13 protein-coding genes, 1 pseudogene and 1 riboswitch are annotated in these 15,780 nt (G+C 42.7%); of the genes and pseudogenes, 8 read left to right on the plus strand and 6 right to left on the minus strand.

All coding sequences use genetic code 11. The features are described 5' to 3' along the window. Positions 1 to 217 precede the first annotated feature (217 nt). The 4 genes from ANSO36C_RS00510 to ANSO36C_RS00525 form a co-directional block, all read right to left on the minus strand. On the minus strand, positions 218 to 448 hold the full coding sequence (locus ANSO36C_RS00510) for a hypothetical protein (RefSeq protein WP_251957911.1): 231 nt from the start codon (positions 446 to 448) through the stop codon (positions 218 to 220). A 99-nt stretch (positions 449 to 547) separates the two neighbouring features. Beyond that, positions 548 to 1,189 carry an urea amidolyase associated protein UAAP2 gene (locus tag ANSO36C_RS00515; protein WP_251957912.1) on the minus strand — a complete coding sequence of 214 codons (642 nt, stop codon included), beginning with the start codon at positions 1,187 to 1,189 and terminating at the stop codon, positions 548 to 550. Between the two features lie 67 nt (positions 1,190 to 1,256). Then, the gene (locus ANSO36C_RS00520; protein WP_251957913.1) at positions 1,257 to 2,012 is read right to left on the minus strand and encodes an urea amidolyase associated protein UAAP1; all 756 of its coding nucleotides are present in this window, start codon (positions 2,010 to 2,012) and stop codon (positions 1,257 to 1,259) included. A gap of 101 nt (positions 2,013 to 2,113) precedes the next feature. Continuing rightward, a riboswitch (guanidine-I (ykkC/yxkD leader) is annotated at positions 2,114 to 2,221 on the minus strand. Between the two features lie 301 nt (positions 2,222 to 2,522). Further along, positions 2,523 to 3,335, minus strand: coding sequence for an SDR family NAD(P)-dependent oxidoreductase (locus tag ANSO36C_RS00525; protein ID WP_251957914.1), 813 nt, complete (start codon positions 3,333 to 3,335; stop codon positions 2,523 to 2,525). Between the two features lie 203 nt (positions 3,336 to 3,538). Here ANSO36C_RS00525 and ANSO36C_RS00530 point away from each other — a divergent pair, with 203 nt between their 5' ends. Beyond that, on the plus strand, positions 3,539 to 4,516 hold the full coding sequence (locus tag ANSO36C_RS00530; protein WP_251957915.1) for a threo-3-hydroxy-L-aspartate ammonia-lyase: 978 nt from the start codon (positions 3,539 to 3,541) through the stop codon (positions 4,514 to 4,516). 70 nt (positions 4,517 to 4,586) lie between these two features. On the opposite strand, the pseudogene ANSO36C_RS00535 reads toward ANSO36C_RS00530, so the two are convergent. Beyond that, positions 4,587 to 6,207: pseudogene (locus ANSO36C_RS00535) on the minus strand (cyclic peptide export ABC transporter). A 319-nt stretch (positions 6,208 to 6,526) separates the two neighbouring features. Between ANSO36C_RS00535 and ANSO36C_RS00540 the strand changes: the two are divergent. Next, a complete protein-coding gene (locus ANSO36C_RS00540) occupies positions 6,527 to 8,182 on the plus strand; it encodes a B12-binding domain-containing radical SAM protein (RefSeq protein WP_251957916.1) in 1,656 nt (551 codons plus the stop codon). A 128-nt stretch (positions 8,183 to 8,310) separates the two neighbouring features. Here ANSO36C_RS00540 and ANSO36C_RS00545 read toward each other — a convergent pair whose 3' ends face one another. Further along, positions 8,311 to 8,469, minus strand: coding sequence for a hypothetical protein (locus ANSO36C_RS00545; protein WP_251960500.1), 159 nt, complete (start codon positions 8,467 to 8,469; stop codon positions 8,311 to 8,313). Between the two features lie 59 nt (positions 8,470 to 8,528). On the opposite strand from ANSO36C_RS00545, the gene ANSO36C_RS00550 reads away from it, so the two are divergent. The 6 genes from ANSO36C_RS00550 to ANSO36C_RS00575 all read left to right on the plus strand — a co-directional run bounded on the left by ANSO36C_RS00550 (position 8,529) and on the right by ANSO36C_RS00575 (position 15,753). Then, complete coding sequence (locus ANSO36C_RS00550) at positions 8,529 to 9,353, plus strand: MBL fold metallo-hydrolase (RefSeq protein ID WP_251960215.1); 825 nt, start codon at positions 8,529 to 8,531, stop codon at positions 9,351 to 9,353. Positions 9,354 to 9,431: 78 nt separating this feature from the next. Beyond that, positions 9,432 to 10,046, plus strand: a complete 615-nt coding sequence (locus ANSO36C_RS00555) for a CDP-alcohol phosphatidyltransferase family protein (RefSeq protein ID WP_251957917.1) — start codon at positions 9,432 to 9,434, stop codon at positions 10,044 to 10,046. A 183-nt stretch (positions 10,047 to 10,229) separates the two neighbouring features. Then, positions 10,230 to 10,985 (plus strand): phosphocholine cytidylyltransferase family protein, encoded by a 756-nt coding sequence (locus ANSO36C_RS00560; protein WP_251957918.1) that lies wholly within the window; start codon positions 10,230 to 10,232, stop codon positions 10,983 to 10,985. A 378-nt stretch (positions 10,986 to 11,363) separates the two neighbouring features. Continuing rightward, entirely contained in the window at positions 11,364 to 13,019 is a 1,656-nt protein-coding gene (aepX, locus tag ANSO36C_RS00565) for a phosphoenolpyruvate mutase (RefSeq protein WP_251957919.1), read from the plus strand. 102 nt (positions 13,020 to 13,121) lie between these two features. Next, positions 13,122 to 14,588, plus strand: coding sequence for a phosphonopyruvate decarboxylase (gene aepY, locus ANSO36C_RS00570; RefSeq protein WP_251957920.1), 1,467 nt, complete (start codon positions 13,122 to 13,124; stop codon positions 14,586 to 14,588). Between the two features lie 70 nt (positions 14,589 to 14,658). Further along, positions 14,659 to 15,753, plus strand: coding sequence for a 2-aminoethylphosphonate aminotransferase (locus tag ANSO36C_RS00575; RefSeq protein ID WP_251957921.1), 1,095 nt, complete (start codon positions 14,659 to 14,661; stop codon positions 15,751 to 15,753). Positions 15,754 to 15,780 lie beyond the last annotated feature (27 nt).

The raw sequence follows: 15,780 nt of genomic DNA on the forward strand, positions 1-15,780 counted from the left end.
ACAAAACGGGCTGCCTGTCTTGCTGGGGACTTAAACCCCCAAAGTTTGTTAAGAGACTTTTAGTTAAAAAACATCCCATCAAGAGGCGCAAAGCCTTGCGCTCCTACAAACCTACAAATAATTTGGGATAATTTATTTTTTGCTAGTCCCTAAGAACTGAACCAGCAACCAACAAGCATAGAGATTATCCCATTTTTGCAGAAATAGTCTCTACCATTCATCTTTGTTTTTTTATAATTTTGAAAATTCCGAGTCCAAAGGTGCAAACTTCCGAGTTCAAAGGTGCAACTTCCGAGTTCAGAGGTGCAACTTCCGAGTTCAGAGGCTCAACTTCCGAGTTCAGAGGCTCAACTTTCGAGTTCAAAGGTGCAACTTCCGAGTTCCAAGGCTCAACTTCCGAGTTCCAAGGCTCAACTTCCGAGTTCAAAGGCTCAACTTCCGAGTTCAAAGGCTCAACTCCGAGTAAATTTGTAGGGGCACGGCATGCCGTGCCCCTACGGACACTCTGGTTGGAACAATAATTTAATCCCTTGAAGGGGTGGAAGCATCAAGCTGCGTCCCAAACAATCAACCTAACTGGCGTAGGATTGTAAGCATTGCATGGGTTGTTGATTTGCGGACAGTTAGAAATCAACACCATCACATCCATCTCTGCCCGTAGATCGATGATCTTCCCGGCTTCGGAAATCCCATCGACAATTTCCAATGTGCCATCTTCGTTGACAGGAACATTCATGTAGAAATTCACATTGCTGACGAGATCGCGTTTGTTCATCTCGTACTTGCTCAGTTCCAGCAAGTAATTCTCGACACAAGCGTGTAGATGCTTCTTGTGCAGCGCATAGCGCACTGAGTTGCTTTCCATGCTACACGCCCCGCCCAGCGTATCGTGTTTGCCACATTGATCCTGAATGACGGTCATCATCACGTTTCCTTCGTTGGAAATCAACTGCGTGCCTGTAGTAATGAAAATATTACCTTGGCGGACAATGGTATCGGGAGCGCTATAACGCTCTGAGGTATCATCAGCGTTGTAAATTAGTGTGTCAACGGCTTGATTGCCTAGTAAATCGATAATCCGCAAAATTTGCCCTTTTTTGATGATCTTAGACCAGGGCTGACGGGCAGCCAACTCCTGATCATAAATTGCTCTTGCTGGATCGAGTTCGATGGGTAATGTTGCGACCATAATGGGATTCCTCTTTTATTTTCAGATGCCAAGAAACAGAGATTGCCAACGCAAACTAAACTACCAACTAATCCTGAGCAAATAATGCATCAGTGTTAATGAAACCACGAATCACTTCTTCATTTGCAGTGCGACACAAATCGTCCGGTGCTGGTGCAGATGATTTCCAAACGGTAAGCTGAATTGGCTTAGGCTTGTATACTGTATCGGGGTGTAACACATGGGGACAGTTGGAAATAATCACCAACACATTCATTTCCGCCCGTAAATCAATAAAACTGCCTGGTTTTTCATTGCCTGTAACATATTCCAAGTCTCCATTTGGATGCACTGCGACTCGGCTAAATAAATTAAGGTTAGGCATTAAGTCTTTACGAGTTAAACCACGCTTGCCCAAGGCTTTAAGGAAATTATTACGGGAGTTATTGTAATCGCTTTCGCCATATTTGTTGTAAGTCCCTTCGCCATATTTGGCAGCATTGCTAGCAGCATTGCTGCAACCACAGATTAAATCGTGATGGCCGGAGGTATCCTCTGTGATGGAGAACAGAATGCGTCCCATATCAGAGTAAATTACCATGCCTTTTTTCACGAAGGCGTTGAACTGAATCTTGGCGGTATCTGCTACGTTCAGCCGTTCAATTGGGCTATCGGCGTTGTAGCAAATCATGGAAACACCCTGAGATCCTTCCAAATCAGTCACACGCAGGGTATTTCCCCGTTTGATGACGTAGTGCCAATACGCGCCACCAGGCAGCTTTTCATCGAGCAAAATCAGGCTTGGATCAATTGCCTCTAGATTCGGCAGAGTAGATGCTTGCACTATAAAATCCTCCTGTTACGGTTGTCAGTTGAAAAATTGAATAAAACTACTGACTCAAATAACAAAGCCCAGGAGATTACCAATACAGTCATGCTGTCTGGCTCTCCCGGGCTTTTTTCCCGCCGTGTGACCGACTCGCTCTGAGTCGGCTGCTTCTCTTGGACCAGACATCACACTTTGGTGCGATCGGAACCCTAGAAGCTTATCCTTATTTAGTTGTCAATTTGAGTTTGCAAAACTTTTACAATATTATAAACAGAGGCTTTGGTTATTTAGATTAACATTTTTACGCCACGTTTGCTCATTGTTATTTTCGCAAGGGTACTTAAAGTAATTAGGACTTACGCACAGGTAAAGAAAAATCGAACCACAGAGGCACAGAGAACACGGAGGAAGAGTTTAAGAGATATTTTGCGTAAGTTCTGTTATCCAAAAAAACCCGATTAACAGATTCTTTATTCTAAAAAATCCGTCAATCAGGTCTTTTGGGAAAGGGTATAAAATATCAAACTACCTATTTTTTTTAAGTTCATGCATACTTCTGACAACCTTTGTTACTAAATTTCTGGGTGTAAATCTGATGCTTTCAGTCAATATTTTATTTCTCATCCCAGGAACGACAACGGTTTTATTTTTCATTAAGCCCCGATAACCAATTCTAGCGACGGTTTCTGTATCCATCATTCTATTAACGCTAGCAATTTTTGAATCTTCCATTGCAGCAGTTTGTTGAAATTCTGATGCAGTTGGCCCTGGACAAAGAACAGTTACGCTGACACCTGTGCCCTCTAATTCATTAGCGATCGCTTCTGAAAATGATAATACATAAGCTTTTGTCGCAAAATAAACTGCCATTAGAGGCCCTGGTTGAAAAGCCGCTGCTGAGGCTACATTTAATATTTTTCCATAGTTTTGCTCGACCATATCTTTAAGAAACAACTTAGTTAAATGAGTCAGGCTGACCATATTTACCTGAAGCATTTGCAGTTCAATAGTCAAGTCTGTTTCGTTAAATACTCCATAAGTACCAAAGCCAGCATTGTTAACCAGCACATCAATTTTGATCGATTCTTGCTGTAGCTCTGTGAAAATCTCTTCTGGAGATGTTGGGATAGATAAATCCTTAACAAAAGTTTTGACAGAGATGCCAAACTTTTGCGGAAACTCATCTATGATTTCAGTAAGTTTTTGTTCATTTTTATCTACTAACACAAGATTATAATTATGACGAGCAAAAATTTGGGTTAATTGATACCCTATCCCGCTAGCTGCTCCTGTAATTAGAGCAGTTCTTTTTTGCCGACTTTCAGATGTTTTATTCATGTGATAAAAATGATTAACTGGAATTAATTAAGTTTTATAAAAATAGCTACAGCAATATATAATGTCTGCTGTAGCTATTTTTATGCAGACAATAAATGATGCTATCCACCTGAAATGAGTATGCTTCAATCCAGGATATTAAACGCAAATATAAAAATCTGTATCTATATAAACAACAACAAAAAGATTTAATATTGTCACCAATGCCACAACATAATTCTGTTACTATAACTGACTTGCAAGCAGCACAAAAGCGCATTTTGGGGATTGCCCACCGCACACCTGTGCTTACTTCTAGAACCTTTAACGATCGCACCAATAGCCAAGTATTCTTTAAGTGCGAAAACTTTCAACGCACGGGGGCATTTAAATTTAGAGGTGCGTACAATGCCCTAGCCCAACTATCAGCAGCCCAAAAACAAACAGGCGTTCTCACCTATTCATCGGGAAATCATGCCCAAGCGATCGCTTTAGCTGGGCAATTACTCAATATTTCCACCACCATTGTCATGCCTGATGATGCACCTGCTGTTAAACAAACTGCTACTCGTGGCTATGGTGCAGAGATAATTTTATACAATCGCCAAGAAACAAACCGGGAAGAATTAGCCCAAAAATTAGCAAGCGATCGCTCTTTGACACTTATTCCCCCTTACGATCATCCTCATGTAGTCGCCGGACAGGGTACAACTGCTTTAGAACTGATTCAAGAAGTTGGTAAATTAGACTTGCTATTAGTTTGTTGTGGCGGTGGCGGATTACTTTCAGGATGTGCGATCGCAGCCAAAGCACTTTTACCCAATTGTAAAGTAATCGGCGTAGAACCAGCACTTGCCGACGATGCTACCCGCTCCTTTCACACCAAAACTCTGCAAACAGTCAAAAATCCTCATACCATCGCCGATGGTGCGCGGACTCCTAGCCTGGGTAAAATTACTTTCCCCTTAGTGCTGGATTACGTCGATGATATGGTGACGGTATCAGAAGAAGCAATTCTTCGCACCATGTTTTTCTTGTGGGAACGTCTGAAAATTGTCGTTGAACCTACGGGAGTACTCGCAGCAGCAGCCTTACTCGAAGGTGTGGTGACAGCACCAAAGGCGAGGATTGGTGTCATCATCAGTGGTGGAAATGTAGATTTGGCGCAAGTTGGTAAATTGTTTTCTGTGGGATTGAATTGAAAAGTTATAGATTTTCTTTACAATCAGTTCTTAGCCTTAACTGAACTGTATTGCTATATACCTTGACAGATTAAGTTTTATCGTATTCTATTTGTCCATAATCAAGTTTGATAATTCGGTTTGCTAAATGAAAATAGTGATCGTCGTGGCTAATCACTAGCACTGTTTTACCGCGCGATCGCAGTTCTGGGAGAAGTTGAGTGTAGAATATTTCTTTGAATACTGGGTCTTGATCGGCTGCCCACTCATCAAATAGATAAATTGGTCGATCTTCCAAGTAAGCTGTGAGCAAAGCTAGCCGTTTCCGTTGTCCTTGAGAAAGAGAAGTGGTGGAAAGTTGCCCATTTTCAACTTTAACTTTATGGTCTAATTGCAGTTGTTTTAAATATTTTTTGGCTTGAGCGTCCAAGTCAGAATTTTTTAATCCTAAAAGTTCCTCAAATAAATAAAAGTCGGAAAATACTACGGAAAAATGCTGGCGATACCATTCTCGATTCTCTTCGCTAATTAAACTCTTCATCAAACCAAATTTCGCCATTTTCTGGGATATAAAGTCCAGTAATTAATTTAGCTAATGTAGATTTACCGCTACCATTGCCGCCGACAATAAAGACTAATTCTTGAGGATAGAGTGTCAAATCTATAGGGCCAAAAATAAAGCTATTGTCTTCTTGCTCTGTGTAGTAAGTGTGGGTAACACGTTTAAATTTTAAGCTGTGCCAGTCAGATTTCAGAGCAGGTGGAACAGTGGATATTTCAGTTCGACTAGCTAGAGATAAACCCAGTGATTCGATTTTTTGTAAAGCAATGCTGGCTTTGCTTAATAAGGGAAGTTTACTGATGATGTTATCCATCGGTAACACCAAGTAAGTGAAAGTCAAAATGTAGCCAGAGAGAGTTTCGGGATTGATGGTAAGCAGATTAGGCAGCACGAACAATACAAAACCGAGAGCAAAAAAGAATATGAGTTGACCCCAGCTTGAAGTTATGGCAAAAAGGCTTAGACCATTAACATTATGATGACGGAACTCGTTAGCAGTTGATTGTAATTTCTCTTCTAAAAAGTCTTCACGCCGCTTGTAGTTTAGTTTGAGTTCCTTGACTCCTTCGGTAATGGTGCGAAAATGTTTAAACAGTTGATCTTCATCTTCACGAGCTAAAGCCAACAATTTCCCGCCTCTGTTGAGTAGCCACTGACAACTAGCGATCGCAACTACTGAAATCCCACAAACCATCAACAATACTAACCAAGAAAGCCAGGTTATATACGTTATACAACCCAGGACGATCGCTAAATTAATAAAAATAAAAGGCATCTGATAAACAGCATTAGCCACCGCCTGGATATCTTCTGTTAAAGTTGCCAATAATCGAGAATTCCCTAAGCGTTCCAGATGACTCAACTCGGAAGCGAGAATCTGGCGACTCAAACGCATCCGTAATTGCAAGACTGCATTTTGAGAAAGACGAATCAGCATCACTTGAGAAATGATACTGGTAATTAGTGCAACAATTGCCAGCCCCGCAAAACCCCAAATTATCGATGTGAGGCGGGAAGCATTACCGCTACTTGCAGCATGGCTAATTAAGGCAATCAAGCCAGCACTACTACCGCCACTCAAAAATCCAGTAGCGATCGCGATCGCTACCATCCCCCAAGAAGAACGCAAAAGAAAGTAAATCAAATTCATGACAGATGCCTATACCCAGTTGGATACAACAAAAAATGAAAATCTCTCTTTTTATGTCCCATGCGCGATTTCCATAATAGTTGTTTGCCAACCAATTAAATTTGCATTGCTAGGGTAAATTTTATATTTTACCAGTTAAACACCCTTTCAAATATCACGATGAATCAGGCAGAAGACAGCTAGGACTTTGCTTTAAGCAAAAATACATTTCTAATTTCTTCTGCCTCTTGCCTTTCTTTGGTAAGCTAGTTGAAATTACAGCTAATTCTGTCAAGAAACTGTCAAATTACCTGCTCAGTTTTCCAGGGTGAAATTTGCGATGACTGTGAATTTAAAGTCTTTAGAGAATCAAATTAACGTAGCGGCCGATTCCAAAACCGCTCCTGTGACTCAAGGAACACGCTACGTTCCTTCGCACCATCGACGCATTCTGTGTATTTTTCCCAAGTACAGCCGCTCCTTTGGTACTTTTCATCACGCTTACCCACTCATGGGTAATGTCCGGGCTTTTATGCCACCCCAAGGTATTTTAATTGTGGCTGCCTACTTACCTAAACAATGGGAAGTCCGGTTTATTGATGAGAATGTCAAATCAGCAACCCGGGCTGATTATAACTGGGCTGATGTGGTGATTGTGAGTGGAATGCATATCCAGAAACCACAGATTAATCAAATTAATGAACTTGCCCATCGAGCCGGGAAAATTACCGTTGTCGGTGGCCCCTCAGTATCTGGTTGTCCAGAATATTACCCTGAATTTGATATTTTACATTTGGGTGAATTGGGAGATGCTAGCGATCGCATGATCGAATATTTAGACCAAAACTCTCAACGTCCCCAAGCGCAAATTCGCTTTGAAACCAAGGAACGTTTACCCTTAACAGAGTTTCCCACCCCATCTTATCATTTGCTGAATATTAATAATTATTTCCTGGCAAATGTGCAGTTTTCTAGCGGTTGCCCTTATCACTGCGAGTTTTGCGATATTCCCGAACTCTATGGCAACAGTCCCCGGATGAAAACACCAGAGCAAGTAGTCGCCGAGTTAGATGCAATGCGACAATCTGGCAATTTGGGGGCAGTGTATTTTGTTGATGATAACTTTGTTGGCGATCGCCGCGCCGCCATGAAGTTACTTCCGCACCTGATTGACTGGCAAAAACGCAATGGCTACCCAATCCAGTTTGCCTGTGAAGCAACGCTCAACCTAGCTCAAAGTCCAAAGCTGCTAGAAATGATGCGTGAAGCTTATTTCTGCACAATCTTTTGCGGCATCGAAACACCAGAACCAAATGCTCTCCATGCGATTTCTAAAGACCACAATCTGAGTATGCCAATCTTAAAAGCGATTCAGGTTTTAAATAGTTATGGCATGGAAGTAGTATCAGGAATCATCATCGGGTTAGATACAGATACACCAGAAACCGCAGACCGAATTATCGAATTTATGCGGGCATCGCAAATTCCCATGTTGACAATTAACCTGCTTCATGCATTACCGAGAACTCCATTATGGCGGAGATTAGAAGCAGAAGGGCGACTTCTGTTTGATGAAAGCCGCGAATCAAATGTTGAATTTTTGATGCCTTACGAGCAAGTTGTTGAGATGTGGCGGCGCTGCATTACAACTGCTTATGAGCCGGAATTTTTATATCAGCGATTTGCCTACAACATGGAACACACTTATCCAAATCGCATCGAAGTTCCTAACAGCCCATCTCGCACTTCTGGGGCTAATATTCGCAAAGGTTTAACTTATTTAGCTAATATTTTGCTGCGAATAGGCTTATTTAGTAACTATCGTCAGACTTTCTGGAAAATGGCCAAGCCAGCACTAAAAGCAGGTAACATCGAAAACTTGATTCACGTTGGACTTGTCGGACACCATTTAATTAAGTTTGCCCAAGATTGCGCCAAAAATGAAGAATCAGCTTCGTTTTATTCCCAGAGAATTGTTACGAAAGTTCGTAGTTAAGGTAACAATTAAAATAAGTTTTGAGAGGCTAAAAGTCTGTTAGAGGTATATACAGAACTGTAAAAAAGTAACCTTGAAGATACACTAGCGATACTTCCTTGGAAAGACGCGATCGCACTGCTACCTGCCTAAGATTGTAAGGGTTGAAAGCCCACAATCCATGAAATTATAAGTAATTTCCACTTAGAGATCAAGCAAATATCCTCAGTTGGTACTCCTTTTAAGCGGGGTGCGATCGCCTGGGCTAACTGCATCAGCAAAGCTAATGGCGCAGTCAGCAATCTCACATATTTGTCAAAGTCGTAACGGAGGATTCATGCAAATTCATCATCTCAATTGCGGCTGTATGTGTCCAATTGGTGGGGCCTTCTTCGATGGCTTCAGTCGCGGCCCGAAGGCTCACCTCGTCTGCCACTGTCTGCTCATCGAGACACAGCAGGGACTTGTTCTCATTGATACGGGCTTCGGACTGCGCGATATTCAGTCTCCTTACTCTCGTCTCAGCCCGTTCTTCATTCATTTCAATGGCATCGAGTTTGATAAAAAATACACGGCACTCGATCAAATTGAGAAGTTGGGATTTTCCGCGCGAGATGTGCGTCATATTGTGCTTACTCACCTCGATTTCGATCATGCCGGTGGTCTAGAGGATTTCCCGGAAGCAACCGTCCACGTAATGCAGACTGAGATGGAAACCGCCCAGGATCGGCATGGCTTCATTGCTAAAAGGCGCTTTCGTCCCGAACAGTGGGACGAGGTTAAGCATTGGAAGTATTATTCGGCGGGAGGCGAACCTTGGTTCGGTTTTGAAGCAGTACGTAACCTCGACGGACTACCGCCAGAGATTCTCCTCATCCCCCTTGCTGGTCACACACGGGGTCATGCTGGTATCGCCATCGATACACCAGAGGGTTGGCTTCTACACGCAGGTGATGCCTACTTTTATCGGCACGAGATGGACTCAGCTAAAAGACGCTGCACACCAGGTTTACGCGCCTACCAATGGATGATGGAAGTGGATCGCAATGCTCGGTTGCTCAATCAAGATCGACTACGCGCATTATCAAGCGATCGCAATCAGGACGTGCGCCTGTTCTGTAGTCATGATGCTATTGAGTTCAAAGCGTTCACTGATCAATCTAGCGTTCAAAACGAGAAAGTTCATCAATAAAAATCTATAACTTTATATGGATGTGGTAATTTGCAGTGTTAGAGATATTCAAAGACCACATCAAATCCAAGTTCATCTATGACTACAAAGCCTTGGGATGCTCAACTTGCTTACTGGCTAGTTCGACCTCTAAAAGACAGTTGGGTAAACCCCAATCATCTCACCACACTCAGACTCCTGACTGGATTGCTAGCCACAGCAGCCTTGGCAGTTGGTAGTGCAGACTGGGCTAACATCGGGGCTGGGCTGTTTGTGTTATCGAACTTTTTGGATCACACAGACGGTGAATTAGCCCGTTTAAGTGGAAAAAGCAGCAAATTTGGTTACTTATATGATTTAGCTAGTGATACAGCTATTAACGTTCTCTTGTTTGTGGGTATTGGGTATGGACTGAGGAACAGCTACCTTGGTGATTGGACATTGCTGATGGGCTTAGTATCAGGTGTATCTGTTGCTTCAATTTTTGCTTGCATTTTCCAATGGCAAAATAAGATAGAGCAAAAACTAGGTAAAGATGCCAGTCGTCCTCCTAATTTTGCTGGATTTGACATTGAAGATGTGCTGTATTTGTTTCCGCTAGTGACTCTGTTGCAGGGACTAGTACCATTGCTTATCGCAGCTACAATTGGCGCACCAGCTTTTGCAATATGGTTTTTTTGGAAATATCGCTTACTTCTCCAGACGGAAGAATGAACGGCATTATGTATTTGCTGAATAAGCATTTTGCTCTTTGTATTTTTTGTGCAGTTTCACAAAGAATTGCTATTAGATTAAGAATTAATTAACAAATATTATCTTGAGCAAAAAACAGTCATTATAAAATACTAGGGAAATTTCCGGATTTCCTGATGTCGTAGCTCTGTTGGTGATTTGACGATGAAGGCAATTATCTTAGCTGCTGGCGTTGGACGACGCTTAGGTAAAGACGGGCAAATCCAACCCAAATGCTTACTGAAGTTTAACGGCAAATCTCTACTAGAGCGCCATTTTAACTATCTCCGTCATTACCAAATTGATGAAGTAGTGATTGCTGTGGGTTATCAAGCACAAAAAATTCAGGATGAAATCAAAGCATTAGGAGCCGAAAGTTGGGTTAGTACAATTTATAATCCTGACTACACCAAAGGCAGTACAATCAGCCTTTGGACTGTACGTCAGCATTTAGTTGCTGGCGATGACATATTATTAATGGATGCAGATGTATTGTGCGATCGCCGCATCATCGAACGATTGGTAAAGACAAATATCCCCAACAGCTTCTTATTAGATCGGGATTTTGAACCGGGAGATGAACCCGTGAAGCTTTGTGTTAGAGATAATTATCTAGTGGAGTTTCGTAAACAAGTAGCTCCTGGTTTAGCTTATGATTTTGCCGGTGAGTCAGTGGGATTCTTTCGTTTTGGAAGTGCTGTTGCTCAACGTCTTGCGATTCGCACAGAACAATATGTTACAGACGGACGCGAGAATGAACCTTATGAAGAAGTAATTCGGGATCTATTATTAGAAACTCCAGAAACATTTGGTTACGAAGACATCACTGGATTACCTTGGCTCGAAATCGATTTTCCCCAAGATATTCAACGCGCTCAAAACGATATTTTACCTCAGATAGAAGTCGCAGAAAATTTCTGAAAATATCTTTGAAAGAATTCAGGAGTCAGGAGTCAGAATTCAGTATGAATTATTTGCTACTAGCGGGTGAATCAAGGGGTTGAAAATACCCATTAAACCAATTCGCAATTCGCAATTCGCAATTCGCAATGACGCTCGCGGACTCGCTACCGCTACGCTAACGCAATTACGTTTTATGACGGGGATTTAGACCCCGACACAAAACGCGCTGCCTCTGCCTATAGAGGCAGGGGACTTAAACCCCCAAAGTTTATTAAATATCCGATTTAGTGGTCAAAAACATAGTGGCAGTTTTGAATTTCTCACTAATTGATTCAGAATTCTGACTCCTAAATTCTGAATTCTTCTTTAATTTATAGGTTGAAAAAAGCAGAATAAATGCATCCAATATTTGCACCCAATGACACCTCTGCAAAATTAAATAAATGTGCCCAATTGCGGTTATTACTAGAATCGCCTCAACTCGACTTCATTATGGAAGCTCACAATGGCATTAGCGCCCGCATTGTAGAAGAGGCTGGATTTAAAGGAATTTGGGCGAGTGGATTAGCCCTTTCTGCTCAATATGGCGTTCGAGATAATAATGAAGCCAGTTGGACTCAAGTTGTAGAAATGCTGGAGTTCATGTCTGATGTCACCAGCATCCCGATTTTATTAGACGGAGATACTGGTTATGGCAACTTTAATAATATGCGTCGCTTGGTTAAAAAATTAGAACAGCGAGGTATTGCTGGAGTCTGTATTGAAGATAAACTTTTTCCCAAAACCAACAGCTTTATCAACGGGAGTCGCCAAGCTTTAGCTGATATTGATGAATTCTGCGGCAAAATTAAGGCGGGTAAAGATAGTCAGACAGATCCAGATTTTTGCATCGTTGCCCGACTCGAAGCTTTGATCGCCGGCTGGGATCTTTCGGAGGCGCTGCGCCGAGCTGAAGCTTACCATGCCGCCGGAGCAACCGCGATCTTGATTCACAGTAAATCATCGCGCCCCGATCAAGTGCTAGCCTTTGCTAAAGAATGGGCGAGTCGTTCCCCGTTAGTGTTTATACCGACTAAATATTACAGCACACCTACCGATGTTTTTCGCAAAGCTGAAGTTAATTTGGTCATTTGGGCAAACCATCTGATTCGAGCTGCTGTTGCTAGTATGCAAGCGATCGCGCGTGAAGTGAAAGCCAGCGAAACTTTAATCAACATTGAAGATGATATTGCTTCCGTAAAAGAAATTTTCCGGCTACAGGGCGCGGATGAACTCATAGAAGCTGAAAAACGCTATTTTAACAACGGGCGACAAAATACCCAAGCGATCGTTCTGGCTGCTAGCAGAGGCCAAGAATTAGCCGGATTGACGCAAGATAAACCAAAAGTAATGTTACCCCTTGGCGGTAAACCTTTACTCAGGTTATTGGTGGATAAATTCAAGAAACTTGCTATCAATGATATTACCGTTGTCGCCGGTTACAAAGCAGAAACCATCAATGTTCCGGGGATTAAAGTCATCCGCAACCCAGATTATGAAACAACGGGAGAATTAGCATCTTTAGCCGTAGCTCAAGCCAACTTTGGCGAAGAGATGCTGGTGCTTTACGGGGATTTACTATTTAGAAGCTACATCCTGCAAGACTTATTAGAATGTCCCGGAGAAATTGTAGCTGTAGTTGATTCTGTAGCCAACAACAAGTCTGTTAGCGGTTCACCTGATTACGCTTATTGCTCAATTGCAGACGATCTTTCTCTGTTTGGACAGGATGTCAACCTGTTGAATGTTTCTAAAACCACACAAACGCAATTAGGAAAGTCTAGCGGCCGCTGGATTGGGATGTTGCGCTTGCGGAGTCAAGGTAGACAATGGGTTAGTGAAGCACTCAATGAGTTGCAAAAACGACCGGAATTTAACAGTCTGGGTTTGCCAGAATTATGCAATTATTTAATCGAGCAAGGCAAACCGATCAAGGTGCTTTATATTCGCGGTAACTGGTTAGATGTTAATTCTTTAGATGATCTTGACCTTGCTTTTCAATTAAAACAATAGGAGTGGGGCATTGGGCATTGGGCATTGGGCATTGGGCATGGGGCATTGGGCATGGGGCATTGGGCATTGGGCATGGGGCATTGGAATTGTAAGGTTGAAGTTTTGAGTTCAAAGGTTGGAGTTCCGAGTTCTGAGGCTGAAGTTTTGAGTTCAAAGGTTGGAGTTCCAAGTTCAGAGGTCGAAGTTCCGAGTTCTGAGGTTGAAGTTCCGAGTTCTGAGGTTGGAGTTCCGAGTTCAAAGCCTCAAGTTCCAAGTTCAGAGGTCGAAGTTCCGAGTTCAAAGCTTGAAGTTCCGAGTTCAAAGCCTGAAGTTCCGAGTTCTGAAGCTCAAGTAATCATCTTTCCTCTCAACTCCCCAGTCCCCAATCCCCCTTCCCCACTCCCTACTCCCCACTCCCCAGTTTTAATTATGATCCAGGCAAAAGAATTTGTAGAAGCTGCGCGTAATCTTGGCTTTGGGTGGTACACTGGCGTACCCTGTTCTTTTCTCACGCCTTTTATTAACTACGTCATCAATGACGTTCAACTTAGATACATCTCCGCAGCCAATGAGGGAGATGCTGTAGCGATCGCAGCTGGAGCAGCAATTGCTGGTAAACCCGCAGTAGTGATGATGCAAAACTCTGGTTTGGGAAATGCAGTTAACCCGTTAACCTCCCTAACTTATATCTTTCGGATTCCACTGCTGCTGATTTGTACCCTGCGAGGCGATTACCTATTACAAGACGAACCCCAACATCAATTAATGGGGCAAATCACAGAGAAATTGCTAGAAACAATGACTATACCTTGGGAATTTTTTCCCAAAGACGCAGCAGAAATAGAACCCGTTCTGCAAAGAGCCACAGCCTACATGCAACAAGAACGCCGTCCTTATGCTTTAATCATGCGTAAAGGAGCGATCGCCCCCCATGCTCTCACCCGTTGTTCTATCCCCGAACGAGAAAATAGTGCTAACGCTTATATTCAGCAAAACTTTTTTCGCGATCGCAAAGAACAACGCATTTCTCGCAGCGAAGCATTAGCTCGGATTGTGGAACTTACCGATCCAGAAAACACTGTAGTAATTGCCACCACCGGATACACAGGACGGGAACTCTTCGCTAGTAAAGACAGCGCCAATCATCTTTATATGGTCGGCTCAATGGGCTGCGCTTCCTCAATGGGGTTAGGATTATCCTTAGCACGTCCAGACCTGAAGGTAGTAGTAATTGATGGCGATGGGGCAGCATTAATGCGAATGGGTAATTTTGCAACCATCGGCACTTATGGCGGTGCTAACTTGACCCATATTCTTTTAGATAATGAAGTCCACGATTCCACAGGCGCACAAGCCACCGTTTCTGCGGGTATTTCCTTTGCCAAAATTGCCGAAGCGTGCGGCTATGGTGTCACATTAGCCGGAGATGATCCCGCCCTTTTAGATGCCTTATTTACCGCAGATGCTAACACCAGACCTAAATTTGCTCATTTAAAGATCCGTCCCGGAACTTTAGAAAAACTACCCAGACCCAACCTCACCCCGGAGGCAGTTTTACAACGCTTTATGAAACACATTGGTAATTCGTAATTCGTAATTCGTAATTAATAAATTCTAAGTACAAACTCTTAATTTATTAATGCCCAATGCCCCATGCCCAATGCCCAACGACAAAATGATTTTACTAAATCCCGGCCCTGTAAATTTGAGCGATCGCGTCAGAAATGCCCTGTTGCGTCCCGATTTGTGTCATCGTGAGGTAGAATTTTCTCAACTTCAAAGCAGAATCCGCGAACAGCTACTTCAAGTGTACGGTCTGGGAAGCGACTGGGCAGCAGTTCTCCTCACCGGTTCTGGAACCGCCGCGATGGAAGCGATGATTAGCAGTTTAGTACCCACAGATGGGAAATTACTGGTAATTGAAAACGGTGTATATGGCGAACGGCTATCCAAAATCGCTAAAATTCACGGCATTAATTACATCACACTTTCCCACCCCTGGAATGCCGAAATAGATATCAACGCTTTAGTCAAGCTTTTAGATGAAAACGCCGATATCACCCACCTTGCGATCGTTCATCATGAAACTACTACCGGTCGCCTAAATAATTTAGCGGAACTCGCGCCAATTTGCCAAGAACGCCGCATCAAACTATTAGTAGATGCAGTCAGCAGCTTTGGTGCTGAGGAATTAAATTTTGCAGATTGGGGAATTACCGCTTGCGCTGCGACAGCGAATAAATGTCTGCATGGCGTCCCCGGAGTGGCCTTTGTCATCCTACAACGGGATGCACTGCCATCAGTAGACACAATTCCCCGCACCTTATATTTAGATTTAGCAACTTATTGCCAGCAGCAAGACCGAGGCGGCACACCTTTTACGCAATCAGTACAGACATTTTACGCCTTAACAGAAGCTTTGCAAGAAATGGCAGAAGCAGGAGGTTGGCGTGCCAGATATAGCCATTACAACCAACTTGCCAACTTAGTCAGAGACGGTTTAGCCTCAATCGGAATTAAACCTTTACTTCCTCTTGGCAGTTCATCTGTGGTTTTGAATGCCTACTATTTGCCAGATAATTTCAGCTATGAAGAATTTCACGACCAACTGAAAGCACGAGATTATATAATTTATTCTGGACAGGGAAATTTAGCTCAATCAATCTTCAGAGTATCAACAATGGGAGCCATTACCCACGCTGACATGGAACGCTTTATTGTTGTTGTAAAACAAATTATTTCCAAAAGACAGTAATGAGACCTGTCAAAAAAAATGGTAGAA

It is taken from the genome of Nostoc cf. commune SO-36 (genome assembly GCF_023734775.1).
Lineage (GTDB): Bacteria > Cyanobacteriota > Cyanobacteriia > Cyanobacteriales > Nostocaceae > Nostoc > Nostoc commune_A.